At 45.2% G+C, this 22,985-nt stretch carries 22 protein-coding genes and 1 other RNA gene; 19 read left to right on the plus strand and 4 right to left on the minus strand.

Annotation, left to right across the window (positions count from 1 at the left end; translation table 11 throughout):
- Positions 1 to 9 precede the first annotated feature (9 nt).
- From MNQ98_RS08635 to rnpB, 4 genes are all read left to right on the plus strand, one after another.
- A complete protein-coding gene (locus tag MNQ98_RS08635; protein WP_241932811.1) occupies positions 10 to 837 on the plus strand; it encodes a hypothetical protein in 828 nt (275 codons plus the stop codon).
- Positions 834 to 1,595: a tRNA (adenine(22)-N(1))-methyltransferase gene (locus MNQ98_RS08640; protein WP_241932812.1), complete on the plus strand. Its 762-nt coding sequence runs from the start codon at positions 834 to 836 to the stop codon at positions 1,593 to 1,595. The genes MNQ98_RS08635 and MNQ98_RS08640 overlap by 4 nt, the downstream gene beginning before the upstream one ends.
- On the plus strand, positions 1,571 to 2,686 hold the full coding sequence (locus MNQ98_RS08645) for a Nif3-like dinuclear metal center hexameric protein (RefSeq protein ID WP_241932813.1): 1,116 nt from the start codon (positions 1,571 to 1,573) through the stop codon (positions 2,684 to 2,686). The genes MNQ98_RS08640 and MNQ98_RS08645 overlap by 25 nt, the downstream gene beginning before the upstream one ends.
- 132 nt (positions 2,687 to 2,818) lie before the next feature.
- Positions 2,819 to 3,222, plus strand: an RNA gene (rnpB, locus tag MNQ98_RS08650) — RNase P RNA component class A.
- Positions 3,223 to 3,546: 324 nt separating this feature from the next.
- Here the strand turns inward: rnpB and MNQ98_RS08655 are convergent.
- Positions 3,547 to 5,481, minus strand: coding sequence for a S8 family peptidase (locus MNQ98_RS08655; protein ID WP_241932814.1), 1,935 nt, complete (start codon positions 5,479 to 5,481; stop codon positions 3,547 to 3,549).
- 248 nt (positions 5,482 to 5,729) lie between these two features.
- Here MNQ98_RS08655 and MNQ98_RS08660 point away from each other — a divergent pair, with 248 nt between their 5' ends.
- From MNQ98_RS08660 to thiI, 6 genes are all read left to right on the plus strand, one after another.
- Positions 5,730 to 6,236, plus strand: coding sequence for a YpuI family protein (locus MNQ98_RS08660; RefSeq protein ID WP_241932815.1), 507 nt, complete (start codon positions 5,730 to 5,732; stop codon positions 6,234 to 6,236).
- A gap of 154 nt (positions 6,237 to 6,390) precedes the next feature.
- Positions 6,391 to 6,618, plus strand: a complete 228-nt coding sequence (locus tag MNQ98_RS08665) for a DUF1540 domain-containing protein (protein WP_241932816.1) — start codon at positions 6,391 to 6,393, stop codon at positions 6,616 to 6,618.
- A gap of 40 nt (positions 6,619 to 6,658) precedes the next feature.
- Positions 6,659 to 7,036 (plus strand): DUF5353 domain-containing protein, encoded by a 378-nt coding sequence (locus tag MNQ98_RS08670; protein ID WP_241932817.1) that lies wholly within the window; start codon positions 6,659 to 6,661, stop codon positions 7,034 to 7,036.
- A 161-nt stretch (positions 7,037 to 7,197) separates the two neighbouring features.
- On the plus strand, positions 7,198 to 7,926 hold the full coding sequence (locus tag MNQ98_RS08675) for a lytic transglycosylase domain-containing protein (RefSeq protein ID WP_241933873.1): 729 nt from the start codon (positions 7,198 to 7,200) through the stop codon (positions 7,924 to 7,926).
- 216 nt (positions 7,927 to 8,142) lie between these two features.
- Positions 8,143 to 9,294, plus strand: a complete 1,152-nt coding sequence (locus MNQ98_RS08680) for a cysteine desulfurase family protein (RefSeq protein WP_241933874.1) — start codon at positions 8,143 to 8,145, stop codon at positions 9,292 to 9,294.
- A gap of 12 nt (positions 9,295 to 9,306) precedes the next feature.
- The gene (thiI, locus tag MNQ98_RS08685; RefSeq protein WP_241933875.1) at positions 9,307 to 10,545 is read left to right on the plus strand and encodes a tRNA uracil 4-sulfurtransferase ThiI; all 1,239 of its coding nucleotides are present in this window, start codon (positions 9,307 to 9,309) and stop codon (positions 10,543 to 10,545) included.
- Positions 10,546 to 10,700: 155 nt separating this feature from the next.
- On the opposite strand, the gene MNQ98_RS08690 is transcribed toward thiI, so the two are convergent.
- A complete protein-coding gene (locus MNQ98_RS08690) occupies positions 10,701 to 11,393 on the minus strand; it encodes a TerC family protein (RefSeq protein WP_241932818.1) in 693 nt (230 codons plus the stop codon).
- Positions 11,394 to 11,520: 127 nt separating this feature from the next.
- On the opposite strand from MNQ98_RS08690, the gene MNQ98_RS08695 reads away from it, so the two are divergent.
- The 8 genes from MNQ98_RS08695 (at position 11,521) to MNQ98_RS08730 (ending at position 20,285) form a co-directional block, all read left to right on the plus strand.
- On the plus strand, positions 11,521 to 12,174 hold the full coding sequence (locus MNQ98_RS08695) for a TerC family protein (protein WP_241932819.1): 654 nt from the start codon (positions 11,521 to 11,523) through the stop codon (positions 12,172 to 12,174).
- Positions 12,175 to 12,386: 212 nt separating this feature from the next.
- Positions 12,387 to 12,896 (plus strand): hypothetical protein, encoded by a 510-nt coding sequence (locus MNQ98_RS08700; protein WP_241932820.1) that lies wholly within the window; start codon positions 12,387 to 12,389, stop codon positions 12,894 to 12,896.
- A 144-nt stretch (positions 12,897 to 13,040) separates the two neighbouring features.
- On the plus strand, positions 13,041 to 14,882 hold the full coding sequence (gene typA, locus MNQ98_RS08705) for a translational GTPase TypA (protein ID WP_241932821.1): 1,842 nt from the start codon (positions 13,041 to 13,043) through the stop codon (positions 14,880 to 14,882).
- A 70-nt stretch (positions 14,883 to 14,952) separates the two neighbouring features.
- Positions 14,953 to 15,249, plus strand: a complete 297-nt coding sequence (locus tag MNQ98_RS08710; protein ID WP_208915069.1) for a YlaH-like family protein — start codon at positions 14,953 to 14,955, stop codon at positions 15,247 to 15,249.
- Positions 15,250 to 15,395: 146 nt separating this feature from the next.
- The gene (locus MNQ98_RS08715; RefSeq protein WP_241932822.1) at positions 15,396 to 16,478 is read left to right on the plus strand and encodes an LCP family protein; all 1,083 of its coding nucleotides are present in this window, start codon (positions 15,396 to 15,398) and stop codon (positions 16,476 to 16,478) included.
- A 76-nt stretch (positions 16,479 to 16,554) separates the two neighbouring features.
- A complete protein-coding gene (locus MNQ98_RS08720; RefSeq protein WP_241932823.1) occupies positions 16,555 to 17,007 on the plus strand; it encodes a pyridoxamine 5'-phosphate oxidase family protein in 453 nt (150 codons plus the stop codon).
- A 292-nt stretch (positions 17,008 to 17,299) separates the two neighbouring features.
- Positions 17,300 to 18,631, plus strand: coding sequence for a PhoH family protein (locus tag MNQ98_RS08725; RefSeq protein ID WP_241932824.1), 1,332 nt, complete (start codon positions 17,300 to 17,302; stop codon positions 18,629 to 18,631).
- Between the two features lie 418 nt (positions 18,632 to 19,049).
- Positions 19,050 to 20,285 (plus strand): extracellular solute-binding protein, encoded by a 1,236-nt coding sequence (locus MNQ98_RS08730; RefSeq protein ID WP_241932825.1) that lies wholly within the window; start codon positions 19,050 to 19,052, stop codon positions 20,283 to 20,285.
- Between the two features lie 135 nt (positions 20,286 to 20,420).
- On the opposite strand, the gene MNQ98_RS08735 is transcribed toward MNQ98_RS08730, so the two are convergent.
- Entirely contained in the window at positions 20,421 to 21,527 is a 1,107-nt protein-coding gene (locus MNQ98_RS08735) for a coiled-coil domain-containing protein (protein WP_241932826.1), read from the minus strand.
- A 213-nt stretch (positions 21,528 to 21,740) separates the two neighbouring features.
- The gene (locus MNQ98_RS08740) at positions 21,741 to 21,977 is read right to left on the minus strand and encodes a DUF2626 family protein (protein ID WP_208915064.1); all 237 of its coding nucleotides are present in this window, start codon (positions 21,975 to 21,977) and stop codon (positions 21,741 to 21,743) included.
- Positions 21,978 to 22,322: 345 nt separating this feature from the next.
- Between MNQ98_RS08740 and MNQ98_RS08745 the strand changes: the two genes are divergently transcribed.
- Positions 22,323 to 22,973: an RsfA family transcriptional regulator gene (locus MNQ98_RS08745; protein ID WP_241932827.1), complete on the plus strand. Its 651-nt coding sequence runs from the start codon at positions 22,323 to 22,325 to the stop codon at positions 22,971 to 22,973.
- Positions 22,974 to 22,985: the final 12 nt, after the last annotated feature.

Consider the following 22,985-nt stretch of genomic DNA (forward strand, 5'->3'; position numbering starts at 1 on the left):
GGAACTGTCGTGCAGCAGGATAAGAAAAAAATCATTCTGGATGAAATCGACCACTGGAGAAGAGGTAGATTGCTTCCGGAACAGTACTGTGATTTTTTGGAAAACCTATATAGTGATCAGCAGGATAATAGCCGAAAAAACAGATCACTATTCGAGCATTTCAAGATGGGAAACTTGAAATTATGGTTTCTTTGTTTTGGGATTATTTCCTTCATTTGTTTTATTGGTCTTTATTTTAGCTCTTTTCCCTGGTCATTGCAAATTGCTTCCATCTTTTTTGTCACAACATTTTGTTACGGAATTGCTGGAGTGTTTAGAAAACACGGGCATACTTCGTGGGGACATATGGGCGCTGCCGCTGGAAGTCTCCTGATGCTTGCAATGGGGGCGGCTGTCATACATATACAAGGAGTTAATAACCAATTTTGGGTGCCTTTCCTGATATTCATTTGCAGTTTGACATGGTGTTTGGTAGGGTATTGGTTGAACATGAGTTTGCTTCAGTATTGCGGATTTTTGGGCTGGGCAGCTCTGTATGCCAAACTATCCGCCTTTATTTCTCCCGAGATTTCCTGGATAGAGGTTGAGCTTCGATGGTTGCCTCTGAGTGTGCTAGGAATTGGGTTGAGCTGGTTGTTGCATGATAAGTTCAAACGCCTGTCACCGGTGTTGTTTGCAGTAGGAGTAACTTTGTGGTTTATGCCTCAGGCTGATGTGATCTTCTTGAGAGGGGAGACACCGCAGGATCAGCTATTTGGAATACTGATTAAGGCTTTGATAGCGCTCGTGTTGTTTTATGTATTACGAAAAAAATGGATTGTGTGGGTGTCATCATGAAATTATCGAATCGATTACAGTTAATATTGGATCATATTCCTCCTGGAAGCCGCCTTGCGGACATCGGCTCCGATCATGCCCTTTTACCAACAGCGGCCGTTCAGTCTGGGATCTGCGTCTCAGCTGTAGCAGGAGAAGTGAATGTAGGGCCCTATCAGGCGGCCGCCAAACAGGTAAGAGAGGCTGGGTTAACGGAGACAATCACCGTACGCCGTGGAGACGGCCTTGAAGTATTGGAACCCGGCGAAGTGGATGTGATAACCATTGCCGGCATGGGCGGAGGGCTAATTGCCTCCATTCTTGACCGTGGGATGGACAAGCTCAGCAGTGTCAGCAGACTGGTGCTTCAGCCGAATGTAGGTGAAGATACACTTCGCAAGTGGCTGCTAGAGCATGGCTGGTTGCTGATTAATGAGTATATTTTGGAAGAAGACGGTAAGATTTACGAAGTGTTGATTGCCATACCTGAAGGAAAGTCTGACCTCGATATTACGAATGAGACACTATATAAGGAACGCAGTCTCGATGGAATTGTTCTTTCACCGAAATGGCTGCTTCGGTTAGGACCGTGGCTAATACAGCGGCCAACTTCTGTGTTTCATGCCAAATGGAGATCAGAGGTAGATAAGCTGAACAGTATTCTCCGTTCCTTATCGAAATCCGAACTAGCCTCAGCAGAGGAGAAATCGGAAGAAATCAAAGCAGATATCAAGCATATTCAGGAGGTGCTGGCATGTTTGCCAAAGGACAAACTGTAATACAATACATGGAACAGCTGGCTCCGAAGCATGTGGCCATGCCGGACGACCGGATCGGACTGCAGCTCGGTACTTTACAGAAGGAAATCAAGACCGTATTAATCGCACTGGATGTGAATGAAGAAGTGGTGGAAGAAGCCATCGAACTGGGGGCAGATCTAATTATTGCCCACCATGCGATTATTTACCGTCCGTTGAAGCAGTTGCAAACAGACACGCCGATGGGCAAGGTATACGAGAAGCTGATCAAGCATGATATTGCTGTATACATAAGCCATACTAACCTGGATGTGACGGAAGGCGGAATGAACGATTGGATGGCTGAGGCGCTGGGTATGGAAAATACACTGCCGATCCATGATGTTCATACAGAGCAGTTATCCAAGCTGGTTGTATTTGTGCCGAAGAGCCACCATCAAGAAGTACTGGATGCGGTATTAAACGCTGGTGCCGGCTGGATCGGCAATTACAGCCATTGTAGTTTTAACATCGAAGGCTTCGGTACCTTTATTCCTAGAGAAGGAACGGATCCATTTATAGGCAAGCAGGGTCAAATGGAACGAGTGAATGAAGTCCGTATCGAAACGATTGTCCCGCTAAACATCCGTAACAAGGTGGTACAAGCGATGCTCAAAGCCCATCCTTATGAGGAAGTGGCTTATGATTTGTATCCGATGGATCTGAAAGGTCGCTCCCTCGGCTTGGGACGGGTTGGAAAGTTGAGTCAACCGGTTACACTTGCTGCAATGGTGGACATCGTTAAAGAAAAACTGGATGTACCCCATGTACGTGTTGTCGGCGATCTTAACCGTATTATCAAAAAGGCTGCTGTCATAGGCGGCTCGGGTGGCAGCTTTATGAATAGTGCATTGTTTAAGGGAGCGGAAGTACTGGTAACAGGAGATGTGGATTACCATACAGCTCAAGACGCTTTAGCAGCTGGCCTCGCCATTATTGATCCGGGTCACAACGCTGAGAAGATTATGAAGTTGAAAGTAACGGAATGGATGGAGAGCAAGCTACAAGAAAATCGTTATGATACCCGGGTGGTAGCTTCAAGCATTAACACAGAGCCTTTCCGCTTTATTTAAGCTTGAAATTGCTGGGTTAGAGCGGTGGAAAGTCATGATTTAACAACATTAATGGAACAATCCTCTTGAAATGCTAACGATTATGGGTTGTATCCGCTCCGAATACCCTGTATACTATCAAGTGTTGTCCGGAAAGTTTAACAGACAATCGCTGGCGGCGAGAGCCGCGAGAGGAAAGTCCGGGCTCCATAGGGCAGGGTGCTGGATAACGTCCAGTCAGCGCGAGTTGAAGGATAGTGCCACAGAAATGGACCGCCGATGGCCGCTTTGCGCGGCACAGGCAAGGATGGAACCGAGGTGTAAGAGACCCCGAGGAACGCTGGTGACTTCGTTCCTGGTAAACCCCACTTGGAGCAAGACCTAATGGGACGTAGCTTCTTTCGAGGAAGCAGCCTTAGCCCGAGGCGCGTCCAGGTTGGTCGCTGGAGCCGTTCAGTAATGACCGGCCTAGATAGATGATTGTCGCTTATGGTGGCAGGGTAGTTCCCGTTATGACCACGAAGAGCACAGAACCCGGCTTATGGTAAGCTTTCCTAACTGCAACAGTTATCATTGTTTCACCCAGGTATATGCATGATTATAACGCGTATTTTTCCGGATGATCTTTTTAGATCTGCCGGGAGGGTACGCGTTTTTTCGTGATGCTATTCATGGGCGGCACGGCCTATACCCCGGGCAAAACGTTGATTTTTAAATTATAAATGTCTTTAACGGACAGACGTCTATACCAATTAGGACGAGCCCGGCACAAGAAATAAATATTTTTTTACTGGATTAAAGTGGCATAGAGACCTTCAAAAAGTTCGTTTCTAAGAAAAACTTAAAAAAGCAGCTTCCCCTTAAGGCGAAGCTGCTTTTTTTTACTTGTTATCGTTTGAACTCAACCTGTGAAGCTCTTCTTGCAGCCGCTGGAGGACATGTTGCGGCCACAGCTGTAGAGGCATACTCTGATTGCCAGCAGCCTGCAGTGATCGGAAAACATCAACTTGGCCGTTACCGTAGTACTTGTCCTTTCCTTTATCGCCAAGATCAATGGCTTGAGAAATCATGAGATCCATCACTTCCCTATTGGTCAGATCAGGATTCATGGAACGGATAAGTCCGGCCATCGCAGCCACATGCGGACTTGCCATAGATGTACCGGATAAAGCTGCGTACTGATTGCCAGGATAGGTGCTGGCAATATTTGTACCAGGCGCAGTGACGTCGATATAATCCCCATAGTTCGAATACTCGGCACGGCTCATATCCTGATTGGTGGCTCCAACTGCAAGCACTTCAGGGTAAGCTGCCGGGTAACCTGGACGTTCCGTATTGTCATTTCCCGAAGCGGCTACAAGCAGAACGTCACGGTCATAGGCATATTTAATCGCATCATGTAGAAATTGTGAATCCGCATAATTACCGAGGCTCATGTTAATTACTTTGGCGCCGTGATCTGTTGCCCATATAATACCTTCAGCAACAGCGTAGGTTGTCCCTGATCCGCTAGCGTCCAGCGCCTTTACAGGCATGATTTTGTTATACCAGCTCATACCTGCAACACCTTCTCCGTTATTTACCAGAGCGCCGATAATACCGGCTACATGTGTGCCGTGTCCCACATCATCGGTAGGCTTCTTCTCTGGATTTACAACGTTATAGCCTGATACGAATTGACCGTTTAAATCCGTATGGTTAAGGTCTGCACCCGTATCAACCACGGCAATAATGACGTCCTTACTTCCTTTGGACAAGTTCCAGCCCCGATTTGTTTCGATAGCAGGGAGGTTCCATTGATACTGGGAAAAGAGTAAGTCGTTAGGAATATTAGCCTTTTCAAGTGTCGGGTCATCAGGAGTTTTGTCATTCTTTATTTTGGTTTTAATACTAAACCCGTTCGTTAAATATACGTAATGTGGCTCCGCGTATTTTGGGCTCCATTTTTCAGCGAAATAAGTGTTAAGAGCTTTGTAATCCAGTCGATCGGATCGAAAAATATAGGCATAACCAAGTTTACGGTGAGTACCGCCTGATATCTCCTTGGCGATTTGTTTCAGTTCCAGATCCGTTGGCTCTTGCTGGAATCGGATTACAATTTCATTCTCGTAGAAATGACTTGCTTTTTCGTTGTCATGCCCAGTCTTGACCGTAATATCGCGAAGTGTATCCGTGTGAACGGACTCAACTCTAAACTTTCCTTCTTTTGGATAAGGAATCAACCGCAAATTTTTCTTTTGATGGTCTGATACATGCATCAGCACTTTCATGTTGATTAGAGCGGCGGCACCGTATTTCTGATCGGTCGAAGGCTCTGCAATAATACAGAATGGCTCACCCGCCACAGTAAATTTTGGAGATTCATACCCTTTTCCACGTTGAAGATTCTGCTCGGCTTGTCGTAGATGCTGATCCAATTGGCGTTTGTCTTTGGTACTCCAGTTTCGGGTCTTACCGTTCACTTCGGTTTGCTTTCGGTTTTTCAGGTCATACCATACAAATTTTTCACAATGGTTGTGTGTACGCTGATGCTTCTGTACAAATTGCCTTATTTGCTGCGGATTATGCGGCTTCTCCTGCTTTAACATAGCCTGCAGATGCTGCTTTGCATCCATTCGGCTTAAACGATCGGTAGTATTAAGGTCACCCTCTATAGCTGTTAATTTAAACCGATTCTCTTCCTTAGGTGGTAACGGTTTATTTTGGGTTCCAGAAGCTTGCTCCGGGAGATTAGGGTCAGGTATCAGCAAAAAGACGACGAACAGACCCAAGATCGCAGCAGTACCCAATAAACTCCATAGGCGGCGTGATTTCATATTCATTCTCCTTACTGATGAACATTAATTTTTCTTTAGCGTTGGGAGAGAAGGCGTATTTTATGCGTCTTGATTGGAGTATTGGAAAACATGCTGATTATGAAGAAAAATATCCTATAAAAATCCTTGAAAGTGTATTCATTATAGGGATTTCTTAAAGAAGTTTTTTATGGTAGGATAGTACATAATCATTGACCGCAGGCATATGCTTGGACGGTCAGTAACCATTTTAAGGGGGAGCAACCGTAATGCCAGCAGACAATCTTCAGAATCTGTGCGCGGAGACAAGGGAGAAGCTCAAATCCGCTATAAGCATCATGGAAACGTTTTTGAATGAATACGCCTTGCCTCAATTAGTTGCAGAACAGGATGAAGAGACTAATCCTTTTTACAAAGGATTTCTTTCTGATCTTCGCCATTTGCTTACGTTTTCGGAGGTTTCCTTCGAGAAACTCGGTATTGTTCAGCGTCGTCCTAATTTTGATGCTGAGTTTGCTGAGAAGGAGTTGTATCATGTATATCATCGCTGTGTAAACAGTTTCTTTTACCCTAAAAATGAAAGCTATTCCGAGGATGGCCGCTATGCATACACTGGTCAGGACGCAATACGGTTCCGTAAGAAGCCTATTCGTCCGGCAAGAGACGTCATCATGGATATTACGAAAATTTATGAAGAACTCCGGGATGATCTCAACTACTATGAAAGTGATTATCTCACCGAACGCCGAATGCAGGCAGAAAGAAAGCACGCTTAATTGTTAAAATTAATCACTTTATATAATTTGAAGGTCACATGAAGAGATACCTATATGGTCATCTCTTTTTTTGTACGTCTTAACACCAACTGACAGTTCTTTGAGTGAATACACCTTGTCATATACGGAGAAAATGTGTACGAGGTGATTCTAAATGGCCAATGAAGCCAAACCATATGTCAAATGCAGTGTGAGCAATTGCAGCTATTGGGGCGAACAAAATCTGTGCCGTGCCGAAATGATAATGATTGAGATTGATCGTCATGCTAACGTGCATCTGGGTGATGAGTTTGCCGATGAGGACTTTGTCAACAATCATCAAGATACCGCCGACACTTCTTCTGGAACTTGCTGTTTGACGTTTAAACCGAAAAAAGCATAATAACGCTTAACCGTCTTTTAACAACAGGGAGGTGACAGCATTGAGTAAAGACAAAAAACGCAAGAAAAACAATTTCAAGGTCGTTGACTCCAAACGCAGCCGTGTGGATTACCCCCGCAAAGATCATCAGGAAGAATACGCAGCTGAGGTGGCTCCTCCTGTCGGAACAAGTGTTCAACACAGCAGAAGCGTAGAGCGTGAAGTTGATGACGCTTCGACAGGCCGCATAGCAGGATATGTAGGATTGGGGATTGGCATTGCCTCGTTATTTATGTGGTCTGTGATTTTAGGGCCAATTGCAGCTGTTATTGGTTTCTATGCCTATTCTCAAGACAGAAAAACGCTCGGAGCGTGGTCGATGGTTCTCGGTATTTTGGCAACCATTAGCTATTTTGTTCTTATCCCGTTTGCGAGGTAGGTACGAAATATGTTTATCAGGATTATCCCTGGACAAAAAAACAGACAATTCGCTATTTTGAAGGGCGGGTTGTCTGTTTTTTTGTCGAAAAGGTATAGCAGATTGTCCCAAAAGGATGTAAAATGGAAATTGAAACCTAAGAGGAAGATGTGATGAATGAAATGCAGATTGATCTGGCAACGTCAAGAAGTATAGTAGAGCTTCAGCGTTCCATGACAAGCGGTTCTGTTGGCCTGACGGAGAGTTTGGGAGTAACGGAGAACAGCACGGACTTTGGATCTGTACTAAGCAGCGCGATGAGCGGTGCTCCTGTTTCTTCAGGGACGACTGTTAAATTGGGCCCGGGGGTTACATGGGAAGACGGCTTGTTGTGGCAGCAACTTGGAACAGTGGAATACCAAGGTGAGGGTGCTGAACAGGTAGCCGGTTCTTCATCGGCAACAGCTGCAGATCTTCGTGAGGATTCTATAGTAAAAACAAGCTTCGAGGAATTAATTACCGCGGCTGGGGAAAAATACGGAGTACCGACATCCCTGATCAAAGCGGTCATCGATACGGAATCGTCGTTTAATCCGAACGCAGTATCATCCGCGGGAGCGAAAGGCTTGATGCAGCTGATGGATGGTACAGCCCGTGGACTCGGTGTTAGCAATTCTTTTGACCCGGCTCAGAATATTGACGGCGGGGCTAAATATTTATCGTATCAACTGCAGAAGTTTGGCGGGGAAATTGCCATGGCTTTGGCTGCCTATAATGCGGGTCCTTCCCGCGTTACACGTTTGGGTGTATCCAGTGATGCAGAGCTTATTGCTCAAGCACATCAACTTCCTTCGGAGACACAGGCATATATTCGTAAGGTAATGAATGCACGTACGAAATATGAGGTATAGCCTCTGATATATATATGGCGATGGAAAGGATCAAACGGGGAGTAAACGGCGGGCCACAGGCCATAGCCGGTTATACCGTTTGATCTTTTTGTGCAATTATTGGAATTTATATATTTCACGTATAAATATTCTAATATTTCTCGAAGGAACGCTCTTCATCCTCATGTAGGATGTCGCAGGCGTTTCTTCTTGTGGTAACAGGAAGGAGACTGAATGATGTTATATTGGGATCATGCGGCCACAACCCCACCTTACAAGGAGGTTGTGGAGACAATGGCAGAGATCATGAATCAGTATTATGGTAATCCATCAGCTCTTCATCAGGCTGGCGAGGATGCGGCTAAGCTGCTGAAGCGGGCCAGAGAAGTATGTGCAGGAACGCTTAATGTAAAGTCGTCCGAGATTGTGTTTACTTCAGGAGCGACTGAGGGAAATAATATAGCCATTAAGGGAGTAGCGATGCACTACCGCTCCCGGGGACAGCATATAATTACAACGAAAACGGAGCATCCGTCGGTTTATGAATGCTGTAGACAGCTCGAAAGTTTAGGGTGGGAAATTACATATGTTCCTGTAGACGAGTATGGGGTAGTCGATCCGCTTCAGGTTGCATCTGTGATCAGAAAAGATACCGTATTGGTAAGCATAATGCATGTGAATAATGAGACAGGAGCGGTTCAGCCTCTGGACGAGATCGGAAAATTGGTTAAGGAAAAGAACAGCCGGACATTGTTCCATGTGGATGGTGTGCAGGGCTTCGGTAAGCTTTCCGTTTCGTTAAAGGATTGGAAGGTAGATTTATATACATTATCTGCGCATAAATTCAAAGGACCGAAGGGTGCGGGGATTTTGTATGTACAACAGGGAATAAAGTTGTTTCCTCTATTGGCTGGTGGTTCCCAGGAGAATGGTCAGAGACCCGGAACCGAAAATGTGGCTTCGGCAGTAGCTGTTGCGAAGGCAATGAGACTGGCACAAGAGCGCCAGGAACCCTTTTATGATAAAATAGGCAAGCTGCGTAATCTGCTTCTGAATGAAATCCGGAGTATTCCAGACTTTGTACTGAACAGCAGTGAGAAGGGGGCCCCTCACATTGTTCATTTCTCATACCCGGGCTTAAAGCCGGAGGTGCTGGTTCATACATTGGAGGAACTCGGAATGCTTGTGTCGACTAAATCGGCATGTTCATCCAGGAATAGTGAACCAAGTCGGGTCTTACAAGCTATGGGCAAAGATAAGGAAATAGCCGCAAGTGGCATTCGTATCAGTATGGGATGGGAGCACACGGATGACGATATGAATCGTCTGGTTATTGCTCTCCGCCAATCAGCCGATAAGCTTCGACCTTTAAGCGCTAAGAGGGGGTAAAACCATTTGAATATAACCTATGACATGCTGCTTCTCCGTTTCGGAGAATTTACCCTGAAGGGGAAAAACCGCAACCGTTTTGAGAAATCTGTGCTTATGCATGTAAGATCATTACTAAAGGCATACCCTAAAGCTAAAATCTTGAGGGAGTATGGAAGAATATATGTGGAGTTGAACGGGGAACCGGCTGGAGAGTTAACCGGAGTGCTCAAAAAGGTCTTTGGAATCGTCTCTGTTAGTCCTGTCCGAGTCTGTCCGTCGGAGCTTGATGAAATTGTCAAGACTGCAGTTGATTTTATAGGGCAGACTGATCTTTCGGACGAGACAACGTTCAAGGTGAATGCGAGACGTGTATGGAAGGGTTTCCCACATTCTTCTCAAGAGATGAATCATCTGATTGGTTCTCCTCTGCTTCGAACGTACTCACAACTCAAAGTGCAAGTAAAACATCCGCACATTGAGCTCAAGATTGAGATCCGCGAGGACCAAACCTATCTTTATTACGAGGTCATTCCAGCCGTCGGCGGGTATCCGCTCGGGACGAACGGAAAGGCAATGCTGCTTCTGTCGGGGGGGATCGATAGTCCAGTTGCCGCTTGGTCTGCTATGCGAAGGGGGCTGGAAATTGAATGTGTGCATTTTTACAGTTATCCATACACGAGCCAATTGGCCAAAGAAAAGGTTATTGATCTGACGAAAATATTGTCCGGTTATGCGGGCCACATCAAGCTTCATCTTGTACCTTTTACCGAAGTTCAGACATCCTTCACTGGCATTGGTCAGGATAATTTGATTATTACGTTCATGCGCCGTGCAATGCTCCGCATTGCTACCATGCTTGCTGAACGTGAAGGTGCGCTCGCTCTCGTAACGGGGGATAGCTTAGGCCAGGTAGCCAGCCAGACGCTGCCTAGCATGAATGTCATTGGCAGAGCCACTGAACTGCCGATTCTTCGTCCGCTTATAACGACCGACAAGAATGATATTGTGAATCTGGCCAAGCAGGTCGGAACTTATGAGACCTCTATTTTACCTTACGAGGATTGCTGTACATTGTTTGTCCCGAAATCACCGACAACGAACCCTAACCTTCGGATCGTGGAAAAAGTGGAAAGTTCCTTACCAGCCTTGTCTGAACTTATTCAGATAGCTGTTGAGCAGACGGAGACCATTATTGTAACACCGGAGCTGAGTTTAGACCGGAATCTTGAAGAGATTCAGGACGATGTTGTTAAAGAGAAATGGTTCTAGAATTGCATCCAAGATATAACAAAAGGACTTCCCATGGTAGGGAAGTCCTTTTAGTTGAGAGGTAAGAAAGTATAAACTTCGGAGTAAACGGCATCCTTATTTCGCAAAAAAACTATCGCTAAGTGCGGATTGTCTTTATTGAGGTACCTTATGGTTCACGAAGTACTAGTTTGTTCACGGCGACGGCGATTAGATTTCTTTTTGAAATGTCCTGCAGCTAGAACACCCATGATAATCGCTGCAATGAACAGACCACGCACAAGGGAGTGGGATTCAAAAAACGCTTTAAAATGTTTTTCGCCCGTGATCATTGAGGCGGCTGTGAATCCCAATACCGCTGCTCCTAGATAGATGATCCAAGGGAACCGGTTGATCAGTTTGATAAATAGCGTACTGCCCCAAACAACGATAGGAACACTGATTAGAAGACCAATGATGACGAGAAGTGTATTATGTTTCGCTGCACCTGCTACGGCAATAACGTTATCTAAACCCATAGCTGCGTCAGCGACGATGATTGTACGGATAGCAGCGCCCAGGTTTTTCCCTGCCTTGATATCCGTATGGTCGTTCTCATCTGTCAGAAGCTTGTACGCAATTCCGACAAGCAAAATTCCTCCTACCAGCATTAGCCATGGCACATTAAGCAGCCAGACTACGAGAATGGTAGCAATAATCCGGAGAATAACAGCACCGGCAGTTCCGTAGATAATTGCCTTTTTTTGAGTAGCCGGTGGAAGATTTCGGGCAGCCAGGCCAATGACAATGGCGTTATCTCCAGCTAGGACGAGATCTAAGAACACGATGTTGATTAAGGCCAAGAAAAATTCCACAGTTGTGGTTTCCATGTTTGTCACTCCTCTTGTGTTACGGTTCCACCTAAACAAAGTGGATTTATTATAGGCCTATTTTTTCAATCGTGCAAGCATAGCCTGCACACACCGCTCATATGTGTTAAGTGGGGGGGTTGTCAGGGTGGAGACGATATGGCTGTTAGGACAAATATTAATCATTAATCTGGTGCTAAGCGGTGACAACGCCTTGGTCATTGCTATGGCGAGTAAGGATCTTCCTGAGAAACATAAGAAAAGGGCAATATGGATCGGCACATTGGGTGCAGTGTTACTGCGGTGTGTTCTCACGTTTGTTGCCGTATTGCTTCTTAAGGTACCGTATTTACAAGCCGGAGGGGCTTTACTTTTGTTGTGGATCGCATTTAAACTGCTGGCGGACCAGCATGATAGCGGTATCCGTGTCACTGAATCTTCGTCTGTGTGGAAAGCGATCAATACAATTCTTATTGCGGATTTTGTAATGAGTCTGGATAATGTTCTTGCGATAGCAGGCCTTGCGAACGGTGATTTGGCTTTAATTATGATCGGTATCCTACTTAGCATCCCAATTGTCGTGTGGGGAAGCGGTATCATATCAAAGTTACTTCAGAAATTTCCGATACTGCTGTATATCGGGGCAGGAATTCTTGCTTATACGGCAGGGGACATGCTACTTCAGGATTCCAAGGCTGGACTACTTATTGCCTACTGGGTACCTCAGTCCCATAGCATTTTACCTGCAATGTTGGCGCTCTTGGTCATAGGCTTAAGCGGATTAAAAATGTTAAAAAAGTAAGGCTGTATGTTATAGAACGGGGATGCCCACAAGGTCCAAAGAGATCCTAGGGCTCCCTTTTTTTATCCATTGTGAATCGAGTCCAACGTTTTTTTATGGGGTACAAGCTCAGGATATGGTTTTTTTTGTCGGTTTCGGATAAGATTAAGATAAGTACATTATCTTAGTGAAACCAGCAGCGATTGTACATATTAAATAAAGAGGGTGATGAGATGTCCTCCAAAAAAGATTTAATGCTCGGTTTGTTTATCGTTACGGCAGGCGTTGTAATTTTGCTTGGTAAGCTTGGAGTGTTCGGGTTTTTGGGCCGTACCTTATGGCCGATAGTCCTGCTTCTACCGGGTCTGCTTCTTCATGTATTGTTTTTTGGCCGTCGTGCGTCAGCAGCGATCCTGATCCCCGGCGGAATTCTTACGGTTTATGGAGTGCTGTTCCTTATCTGCAGTTTCTGGGGATGGGATCTGATGCACTCATTGTGGCCGATCCTTATTTTGGGTATTGCAGTAGGTCTATATGAGTATTATCTTTATGAGAGACCCCGGCCCGGGGCCGTATTTCCGACGGCACTTGGTCTGATGCTTTTATCCGTTGTGATCTTTATTTTCACTTGGCTGAACACTGGAGCGTTTTATATTATCGCGCTTGTGTTGATCGCAGCAGGGATCTGGCTTATTTATGGACGTAACCGGACGAAAGGCGGAAAATGGAGCCGCGGGTGGTAATTTTGCTGGAAATTTTCTGAAAAGACTTGATTTCTATATCAGATTACCTATAATATAGTGGTTATGTTGAAGCGTCGGTTGGCATTAACGCCCTGGCGCTTCTTTGGGTGGCTCATTCGAAAAGAAGGGATTTGAGATATATTTATGCAATCTAGAGATCAGATTCGCAACATCGCAATCATTGCCCACGTTGACCATGGAAAAACGACGCTTGTCGACCAGTTGCTGCAGCAATCCGGTATTTTCCGGGAGCACGAAACTTTGCAGGAGCGGGCGATGGACTCGAATGACCTGGAACGTGAACGCGGGATTACCATTTTGGCCAAAAATACGGCCATAACGTATAAAGATTTTCTAATCAACATTGTTGATACTCCAGGCCACGCTGACTTTGGCGGCGAAGTGGAACGTATCATGAAGATGGTTGACGGTGTATTACTTGTTGTTGATGCTTATGAAGGATGTATGCCTCAGACGAAGTTTGTGCTTGGCAAAGCGCTTGCGCACAACCTGACTCCTATTGTTGTTGTTAACAAAATCGACCGTCCGGCAGCTCGCCCGGCGGAAGTTATAGATGAAGTTCTGGACCTGTTTATCGAGCTTGGCGCGAACGACGAACAATTGGAGTTTCCAGTTGTGTACGCATCCGCACTGAACGGTACTTCAAGTCTTGATGCAGAGAAACAGGACGACAACATGCTCGCTCTATACGAAACGATTATCGAGCATATCCCTTCCCCAACCGAGAAAGTAGACGAGCCTTTACAGTTCCTCGTAACGTTGATGGACTATAACGAATATTTGGGTCGTATTGCTGTTGGCCGCGTAAATCGTGGTATTATCAAGCAAGGACAAGCGGTTACCGTAATGCTGCGTGACGGTTCCAGCAAGACTGCTCGTATTGAGAAGCTATTTGGTTTTCAAGGTTTGAAGCGTGTAGAGATCGCTGAAGCGGGAGCGGGAGACATTGTTGCCATTTCCGGTATTAAAGACATTAACATTGGCGAAACCATTGCAGATCCTCAGCATCCTGAAGCCCTTCCTGTGCTTAAGATTGATGAGCCTACGCTGCAAATGACGTTCCTCGTTAACAACAGTCCGTTTGCAGGACGTGAAGGTAAATGGGTTACATCCCGTAGACTGCGTGATCGTCTCTTTAAAGAGCTGGAAACAGACGTCAGCCTTCGTGTGGATGAGACAGACAGCCCGGATGCTTATATTGTATCTGGTCGCGGTGAGCTTCACCTCAGTATTCTGATTGAGAACATGCGCCGTGAAGGATATGAGCTGCAGGTATCCAAGCCTGAAGTTATCGTAAAAGAAATCGACGGTGTCAAAATGGAGCCGATCGAACGTCTGATGATCGATGTGCCTGAAGACAGCACGGGCGCGATTATGGAAAGTCTGGGCTCCCGTAAAGCCGAGATGGTTAACATGGTTAACAGCGGTAACGGTCAGGTACGTCTAGAGTTCCTGATTCCTGCTCGTGGACTGATTGGCTATCGTACTCACTTCCTGACACTGACACGTGGTTATGGTGTGATGAACCATGCTTTCGACAGCTACGGACCGCTACATGGTGGACAGGTTGGCGGACGTCACCAAGGTGTTCTGGTTTCAACCGAGAACGGATCGACGACATTCTACGGCATGATGTCCGTGGAAGACCGTGGAACACTGTTCCTGGAGCCAGGCACTGAAGTTTACGAAGGTATGATCGTCGGCGAGCATACTCGTGATAACGACATCGTTGTAAATATCTGCAAAGAGAAGCAGCTTACTAACGTACGTTCTGCTACGAAGGACGATACTGTTAAGATGAAAACACCTCGTATGTTCTCATTGGAGCAAGCGCTAGAGTACCTGAATGACGATGAATATTGTGAGATTACACCGAAGTCCGTTCGTCTTCGTAAGAAGATTTTGAACAAGAGTGAACGCGAACGTGCAGAAAAGCATCGTAAAATGGCGGAATCGAATCTATAATAGAGAGAGCAACCTTCTCTAATATAGAAGTCGCTGAATGTGTTTCCTATCGTAAAGGAGTGAACCTGTTATGCAAGTCTGGTTTGCCGCGCATCCTCTCATTTCCTATATCATCATTTTTGTGCTTATTACTTACGTGTACAACAAGGTGTTCCGGGTGAAGCAGAAGCTTCCGCTTCTGAAAGAAATTCTCCTGTATATCCTGATGGCACTGGGCTCCGGCATGCTGCTCATCTTTCAAGTTGACAAACTGCCGATTATCCAATGTCTGCTCGTTGCAGTGGCGCTGATGTTGATGGTTCGGATTCGCTATTTTGTAGAGGACCGTCAGAAAAGGAAATCTCAGACGGAAGCGAAAACACGCTAAATTTTACCCTGCCGGTTGATCCGGAAACTTTTTGCCAGTCACCCTCGTTTATAAAAGAGAGAGAAGTACACATGGTCCGGTAAATGCCCCTTGTTGGGGTGTTTATCGGACATTCCTCTAAATTGAATGAAAAAAGGTGTTATGATATGAGTTCTGGTCAATCTAATCTACCTCCGAGAGCAAAAAGCGGGGGACAGAGCAAAAAAAAGCCGCCTCCAAAGAAAAAAAGCGGTGTGAAATCATTTTTTAAAATTATTCTGATTCTTGTGCTATTGGCGGTTTTAGGAGTTGCGGTTTATGCCGGAAGTTTATATCTCAAGGTTGAGAACGGTATACTTGATACCGGTAATAATGATAAGGTAGCCCCGGAGCAGTCAGCTAAGGTCAAACCGATCACGATGCTCCTGCTTGGTACGGACCATCGGCCGGAAACCGGGACTCATCTTACGGATGTGGTTATGGTCGTTTCGATGCATCCGGAGACGAATTCAGCCACATTGATATCATTGCCAAGAGATACAAGCTTGCAGCTGGAAGGTTATAAATCCAACCAGAAGCTGAATGCTTTCTATCCTATATTCAAGACGCAGGAAAAGAAGAGTGGTATTCTTGCCGAAGACCAAATGAAGACGATGCTTGGGAAATATCTGGATGTGGATATAGACTACGTTACCGTTCTTGACTTTCAGGGATTCCGTGATGTAGTTAATGCCCTCGGTGGAGTGAACGTGGACGTGAAATATAACATGTGCCACCGGGACTCTGTGGACGGAACCGATATAAATTTGAAGGTCGGTCCGCAAGAGCTTGATGGAAAGCAAGCGCTGGATTATGTCCGCTACCGGAAGTCGATGAACTGTAAGCCGAAGACTAAGGAGTCCAACGACTTTGACCGGAATGCCCGTCAGAGTGAGGTGCTTCATTCTCTGATCGACCGAATGAAGTCGTTCGGTGGAGCAACAAAAGCGTTTAATGTACTTGATGCGGTTGACGACAATATGAAGACCGATCTTGAAAAAGATCAGGTTAAAAATATGATCATGGCGTATTACGACATTAAAAAAGAAGATGTGAAATTTGTGCCGCTTACTGGCGAATGGCGTAGTCCTTTCGTTTATATTAGCGACAGTGAGCTGACGAAAGCGAAGCAAGCATTGAAAGATGAACTGGCCGGCAAGCATACCCGTGAACCGGAGGGTACAAATACGGAATCCGCATCTAAGCCGTGACAATTGAAGGCAAGTTTTACGCTGTGATATAATACAATGTAACAAACGAAAGTTCATTGTTTAGGAGGCCGGTGTAATGTCCCAACCCACTACGCAATTGACGGAAGCTTTGATGCAGAAACTGCAGCCCGAAACATTCGTATTGCTAAATACAGTGGATGCTGTATCCGGCGGCCCGACTTCGAGCGTTATTTCATGGATTTATGCGGTAGATCCTTTCACACTCCGGTTAGCGATTGATCATCGTTCACGGCTTGTGAACAATCTCAAGCAAAATCCACTTGTGACCGTAACGGTGTATGGAGACAGGCAAGTATTTGCTATCGGAGGCCGTGCCGAAGTTCGTCAGGATCCTTTGGATGAAGTACCTTTTGAAATGTGTTGTTTCGACATTCATGTTGAAGCGGTGAGGAATGCACTTTTTCATGGTATTGAATTAGCTGCATCTCCTGAGTATGTTAAAATTTATGATGAGCGCGCAGCCGAAAAGCTTGACGGACAAGTTTTTGTTGCCATGCGAAAAGCCTAGTGATGATATCACTGGGCTTTTTTTGTACGTTTTTGCAGATTTTTGCGTGGCAAGTACGGACTCTGTCATTACATTGACAGCTGTTGTCGTAAACTGCCTATTTATTGCAAGCCTGATGTATTCTGAAAGGAGGTGATGGTTAGTAATACAGCAGCGCGCCCTGGCCAATAACTTGAGCATAGCAGTCTCAAAGGTTCATTTTGTCCTTTCATACAGCATAGAACGAACTATACGGGGTTTGCTTCGATAATGTGGTGGATGTGTGTAATGAAGGAGCAGTGGAGGGGATACGATGAAAAAAATTTTTGTACTGGATACCAACGTTCTGTTGCACGATCCTAATGCAATTTTTGCATTTGAGGAGCATGATGTGGTCATTCCCGCTGTTGTACTTGAAGAAATCGACTCCAAGAAGCGAAATGCCGATGAGCTCGGACGGAATGCCCGCTCTGTATCACGTCTGCTTGACGGACTCAGGGAGAAGGGACAACTGCATGATGGTGTTCCATTACAACACGGAGGCAGACTCAAGGTTGAGCTGAACCACCGCAGCTTTGTTAAGGTACAGGAGATGTTTTGCGAGGCCTCGAACGACAATCGGATTCTGGCCGTCGCTTTGAATTATAAATTGGAGGAAGAACCTAAAGAAAATTCGCGTCCTGTCGTGTTGGTCAGCAAGGATGTGCTGGTCAGAATTAAAGCGGATGTGCTTGGTCTGACAGCCCAGGATTATTTATCTGACAGAACAGCGGACCCGAGTGAGTTGTATGCAGGCCATACAACTCTGAAGGTACACCCATCAGTAATAGATGAGTTTTACAGCTATCGTTCATTACCAGTTAAGCCTCTTCAGCTTCCGTATACCCTCTTTCCACATGAATTTGTTATTTTGAAAGACGAGATGGGAAGCGGAAAGTCGGCATTGCTTCGTGTAAACTCGGATACGACAAGGCTGGAGCCTCTTTATCTCAGCAACGATCCGGTGTGGGGCATATCAGCCCGCAATGCTCAACAGAGAATGGCTTTAGAGCTATTATTGAATGATGATATACCATTGGTTACGATAACAGGCAAGGCGGGTACAGGCAAGACACTGCTCGCACTAGCTGCCGGTTTGTGTAAAGTAGAGGATGACCATAAATACAAAAAGCTGCTGATCGCAAGGCCTGTCGTTCCTATGGGGAAAGATATCGGTTATCTACCCGGTGAAAAAGAAGAAAAGCTTCGCCCGTGGATGCAGCCGATATATGATAATCTGGAATTTCTGTTCGATACGAAAAAAGCAGGCGATATTGATAAAATTTTAATGGGGCTTGGAAGTATTCAAGTAGAGGCACTGACTTATATAAGAGGACGCTCCATTCCAGGCCAGTTCATTATTGTGGATGAGGCCCAGAATTTATCCCGACATGAAGTCAAAACGATCGTCTCTCGTGCAGGGGAAGGAAGCAAGGTTATTTTGATGGGAGATCCGGAGCAGATTGACCATCCCTACCTGGATGCTGTTAGTAACGGGTTGACTTATGTTGTTGAGCGCTTTAAACAGGAAAGTCTGAGTGGTCATATCACGTTGACGAAAGGCGAGCGGTCGAAGCTGGCCCAGTTGGCGGCAGATTTGCTGTAAACTCTATTTTCCGGGAAATGATACAATCTGGACGAAGATGTCTCAAAAGTATTTAAATGAATATAGGGATATTTCTCAGAAAAAAGCAAAAGCAGGTCACCCGAGGAATTTATCTTTGGGGGCCTGCTTGGTTTTTGTCCACAAATAAGACCCAATCCGCTAAGAAATCACTTAGGAAATTCAGGGGCAAGAGAGATTGGAGGAATCATTCGTACGCGTAGCGTCTCATAACAAACGAGGGTTGTCCCAGATCAACTAACCTTTTAGAACACCCATATTTTTGATTTTGATCTGACTTAAGGTAACTCGGCTTCTTGCGCTAGTAAAAAATGGTCTTGTTTATCTACAAAAAAAGTAGGACAAGAGCCCTATGAGTCTGGTAAAATAAGGACAGAGCTCAAGAAGGAAAGGAGAAGGTATGAAACGAAAAAACTATTGGTTTCTTTTTGCCATATTACTTTTTTCTCTAACCAGCCTATCTCCGAGCTTTGAATTTACTAAACATATAGGCAGTGATCCTCCTGGCAAAGAACCTGTCCCGCCATCACAAACGCCTGATACACCGGAGAGTGACTTGGGACCGATACAAATTGCTGTTCAGATGGACGATGCTGAGCTCGATACACTTCATCAGATGAACGAACAATTCATGGAGAAGACAGGTGCAGAGGTTGAGATTATTCCTTTGGAAACGTTAGGTTCTAGTGAGGAATCTCTTATTCAAAAAATGAGCCTTGGAGAAGGTCCTGATGTTTTATTCATTGACAGCCACTGGATTAAATCGCTCGCGGTTAAGGGGTTTTTACGCCCAATAGACGCTTCACAAGCTGTTGTGCCTGATTCTCAGCTTTTGGGGGGCTTGCTTTCGTCTGTTCAGTGGAACGGTTATCAGTGGGGGATTCCGTTTGATATGGATCCTTATGTACTTGCTTGGCAAGCGGATGAAGAAACGGTCTCTGAGCTGCCATCCAGCCGTAAGAGTTGGCAGGATTTCAAGAAAAGCATGGGAAATAAACCTCTGTTTGTCTTGGATCCGGAAGATCCGTATGCATTTGCTGCTGCTGTAAGTGCACTGAGTGGTGATCCTGCAAGACCGCACAAAGAAATATTGAGCATGCTGGTTCCTCCTACGGGTGCTTCCTGGCTCAAGCTGACAGATGACGTAGCGGCTCTGATGGAGGAGATAGAAGGCGATAACGCTTCTGTCGTTATCGCAGCTTATTCAGTTTTTAGGAGGGACCTTCCTGAGGGATATCGACTTTGGCTTCCAGACTACAGTACGGAAAAACGAAAACCTGTTGTTCGTTCCCGAAGTGTTGCTGTAACCTCTCAGAGCGAGTCATCTCAGCTTGCAATGGCCTGGGTTTCTGAGATGACATCGAAAGAAATGGAGCGTAAATGGGCTGAAAGTACAGGTAAATTACCGGCGTTATCCGATTTTTACAGTATTACTGACAGCGCTATCAATCGTTCAGAGAGCTGGAAAGAATCTTTGGACCGGCTTCGATCGCTATTGGAACGTGAAGAAGCTGTGAAACTGGATTTCGGACGCTGGGACGGCTTTTTAATGTATTCGAGGTCAGTGAGTGACCTTTTGAACGGTCATATGACTGTAGAAGAGTTTCGGGAACAGTATAAGGTTTCATCTAAATAATTCAAGAAAAGCTGCCGATTTCGGCAGCTTTTCTTTTTAAGAGATAAGAAAGTATAAACTTCGGAGTAAGGCTCGTAAGAAAAATTACCGCTAAATGCGGTCTGTCTTCTTTGAGATGCGTCGATAGAGTTCTTCTTACATGTCGAGCTCAAGTTTAACAAACAGGACCTTATTATCAGTGCTAACCTCCGTTGCCTTTAGGAAGGAAACGAGCTGTTTGGGATAAAAGTTCATATCAAACTCGTTCTGGAGTGCTTGCCGAGTCGTATCAGGCAGTTCGAGCCGATTGAATACAAGCTTGTCGATCTGAAACATAATAGCGTTCTCGGGATCATTTATGATGGTATAGCGTCCTTCAATGAGAAGTGATAAGTTACCGCTTTCTCCCTCGGCAGATATTTTTCCATCGTCAAAATGAAATGCAAAGGTGTTAAACAATTCATCCTCTGACCTCAAAAATTCATTTAAATCATTTTCATTAATGTTAATCGTATATTCTTTTCCGTTCGTCTTAAGCATATTTTTGCTGCCCTGGATAAAGGCAGGAAGGTTATTCATTGCACCAGCCAGAGCCTGAAAGTGGCGTTTAACCTCATAGATACCGACGTTCTCCCAATACAACGTAAATTCCTCGATTAACTTAGCCATAGCCTGGGGATTGCTGCTGGAAGCAAGTGCCCCATTCACCTGTTCCTCCAGTGCCAGCACACGCGCTCTCTGCTTGACAAGGTTATCTTTAACTTCCGTCAGCTGGTCCGCATTACGGGAAGCTTTCGTTTGAGCAGACACAAGCTCTTTATACTGTTGATTGTAAGCTCTTAAGATGGCTTGGTCATTTTGTATGATCAGATCGTAAAAATCCAGTATTCTGAAAAATCCGGTTAGACTTTGTGCAGACAGAAGCAGGTTGAGTAGGCTTTCACGCTCTCCCATATAGTAAGCCCTTAGAACGATACCGGCCTGTTCTTGGCGTTCTTGGATTTGCAGTTCGATGTTTGATATTTTGGTCTCCAGAGAGTTTTGGATTTGTTCAAGCTCTTTTTGTCTCTTTCCGATTCGTTCGATCTCATGATCGATTTCCACAATAGATAGGCTGTCCTCAAGCAGCTTTCGTGCTTCTTCCGAGTCGACTGCTGTCGTCTCAGGAAGAGCAAATGCGGTTTTGGTACCTACAACGGTACCAGTGATAAGCAGCATGCAGAGGAAAAGTATTATGTATAGGCGTGGTTTATACGCAATCAAACGGGTATCCCCCTTGATAAAAATGTCTGGTTTCTCAGGAATACGCAATCCCTTCATTTTAACCAATATATGACGTGTAGTGCTTAAATATCAACCCTTGTCTTATTTAAATATAGCCATTAATTCAGATGAAGCAGTATGTAAGCGCATTAAAAAAGCGACCGGCAAAAGACTGCCTGATCGCTTTTTTATCTGTTTTCATAAGCTGGGATGTTAGAGTGGTAAGCCCATTTCGAAGATCGTCCAATAGCTGAAGCCGGTAAAGGTCACGATCATATAAGCCCAGAAGAGAAGAATATAGGTTCTCTCCGTGAAGTTCAAATATCCCAGGATCACGAAAAACGCCGTCTGCAGGAAGAACAGCAGAGCCATTTCAACCAAGCCCCCGGCAAAAGCCATCAAACCGATGGTCAGTGTGAAAAAACCGAGTACTCGAAACATGCGTGCCACGATCATATCCTCCTCTCATATGTACGGACAATGCTTATTGCTATGTACATTATAACGTCATGGTAAAATCGTGTAAATGTCTAACTGGCGAAATCAAGCTGAAATTTCGAATAAATGTGATTTATGTACTTGAAATATGGAGTGGAGTCGTATTTTTACTACAAATCCCACTGTAGGTGTATGTTCTGTATTTAAAATGGAAATACATTTTAGTATCAAATAGATTCTATGAACTCTATGAGAGGCATAGAAATGAATTAAGCAGTTTTTATACCCTATTCAGCAACCGAGTTGTGCGGTATTGAAGACGGTTATTTTAGGATGTCGTTAGGAGGGTTTTATGGTATGTCAGCAGTGAGACAGGATGCATGGAGCGCAGAGGATGATTTGATTTTAGCGGAGGTGACCCTTCGTCACATTCGGGAAGGCAGTACACAGTTAGCAGCATTTGAAGAGGTCGGAGAACGGATCGGCCGGACATCAGCTGCCTGTGGTTTCAGGTGGAACAGCTGTGTGCGCAAGAAATACGAGGAAGCGATTAGTTTGGCGAAATCTCAACGTCAAAAACGAAGCTATTACAAGAAACAGCCAACATCTACAGGACCTCAAGTGGCAGGTTTGGTCCATGCTGAATTCGAGCAGGAGAGCTATAAGAGTGAGGGAGCCAGTGAAGAAACATTATCTATCGATGCGGTAATCCGGTTCCTCCGCCAATGGAAGGGTGGACTGCAGGAAAGCGGACGCCAGTACAAAATGCTTGAGAGAAATCTGCGCGAGAAGGAAGAAGAGCTGGCTAAACTCCGAGGAGAGAATGCTCGTCTATTGAAAGAAGTTAGTGAAGTGAAGACAGACTATCATGTCGTCAATGATGATTACAAGGCATTGATTCAAATTATGGATCGGGCTAGAAGACTTGCTTTCTTAAATGAAGAGGAAGAAGAGCTCAAGACCCGTTTCAAAATGGATGCAAACGGTAATCTCGAACGAATTGAATAGCCTGAAGAAGGC

Origin of the sequence: Paenibacillus sp. N3/727, from assembly GCF_022637315.1 — a bacterium.
In the GTDB taxonomy this organism is placed as follows: Bacteria; Bacillota; Bacilli; order Paenibacillales; family Paenibacillaceae; genus Paenibacillus_AQ; species Paenibacillus_AQ uliginis.

Coding starts and splice junctions, on each gene's coding strand:
- MNQ98_RS08640 (WP_241932812.1), top strand. CDS start 834: ATGAAATTATCGAATCGATTACAGTTAATATTGGATCATATTCCTCCT.
- MNQ98_RS08645 (WP_241932813.1), top strand. CDS start 1,571: ATGTTTGCCAAAGGACAAACTGTAATACAATACATGGAACAGCTGGCT.
- MNQ98_RS08655 (WP_241932814.1), bottom strand. CDS start 5,481: ATGAAATCACGCCGCCTATGGAGTTTATTGGGTACTGCTGCGATCTTG.
- MNQ98_RS08660 (WP_241932815.1), top strand. CDS start 5,730: ATGCCAGCAGACAATCTTCAGAATCTGTGCGCGGAGACAAGGGAGAAG.
- MNQ98_RS08665 (WP_241932816.1), top strand. CDS start 6,391: ATGGCCAATGAAGCCAAACCATATGTCAAATGCAGTGTGAGCAATTGC.
- MNQ98_RS08675 (WP_241933873.1), top strand. CDS start 7,198: ATGCAGATTGATCTGGCAACGTCAAGAAGTATAGTAGAGCTTCAGCGT.
- MNQ98_RS08680 (WP_241933874.1), top strand. CDS start 8,143: ATGTTATATTGGGATCATGCGGCCACAACCCCACCTTACAAGGAGGTT.
- MNQ98_RS08690 (WP_241932818.1), bottom strand. CDS start 11,393: ATGGAAACCACAACTGTGGAATTTTTCTTGGCCTTAATCAACATCGTG.
- MNQ98_RS08700 (WP_241932820.1), top strand. CDS start 12,387: ATGTCCTCCAAAAAAGATTTAATGCTCGGTTTGTTTATCGTTACGGCA.
- typA (WP_241932821.1), top strand. CDS start 13,041: ATGCAATCTAGAGATCAGATTCGCAACATCGCAATCATTGCCCACGTT.
- MNQ98_RS08710 (WP_208915069.1), top strand. CDS start 14,953: ATGCAAGTCTGGTTTGCCGCGCATCCTCTCATTTCCTATATCATCATT.
- MNQ98_RS08715 (WP_241932822.1), top strand. CDS start 15,396: ATGAGTTCTGGTCAATCTAATCTACCTCCGAGAGCAAAAAGCGGGGGA.
- MNQ98_RS08720 (WP_241932823.1), top strand. CDS start 16,555: ATGTCCCAACCCACTACGCAATTGACGGAAGCTTTGATGCAGAAACTG.
- MNQ98_RS08725 (WP_241932824.1), top strand. CDS start 17,300: ATGAAAAAAATTTTTGTACTGGATACCAACGTTCTGTTGCACGATCCT.
- MNQ98_RS08730 (WP_241932825.1), top strand. CDS start 19,050: ATGAAACGAAAAAACTATTGGTTTCTTTTTGCCATATTACTTTTTTCT.
- MNQ98_RS08745 (WP_241932827.1), top strand. CDS start 22,323: ATGTCAGCAGTGAGACAGGATGCATGGAGCGCAGAGGATGATTTGATT.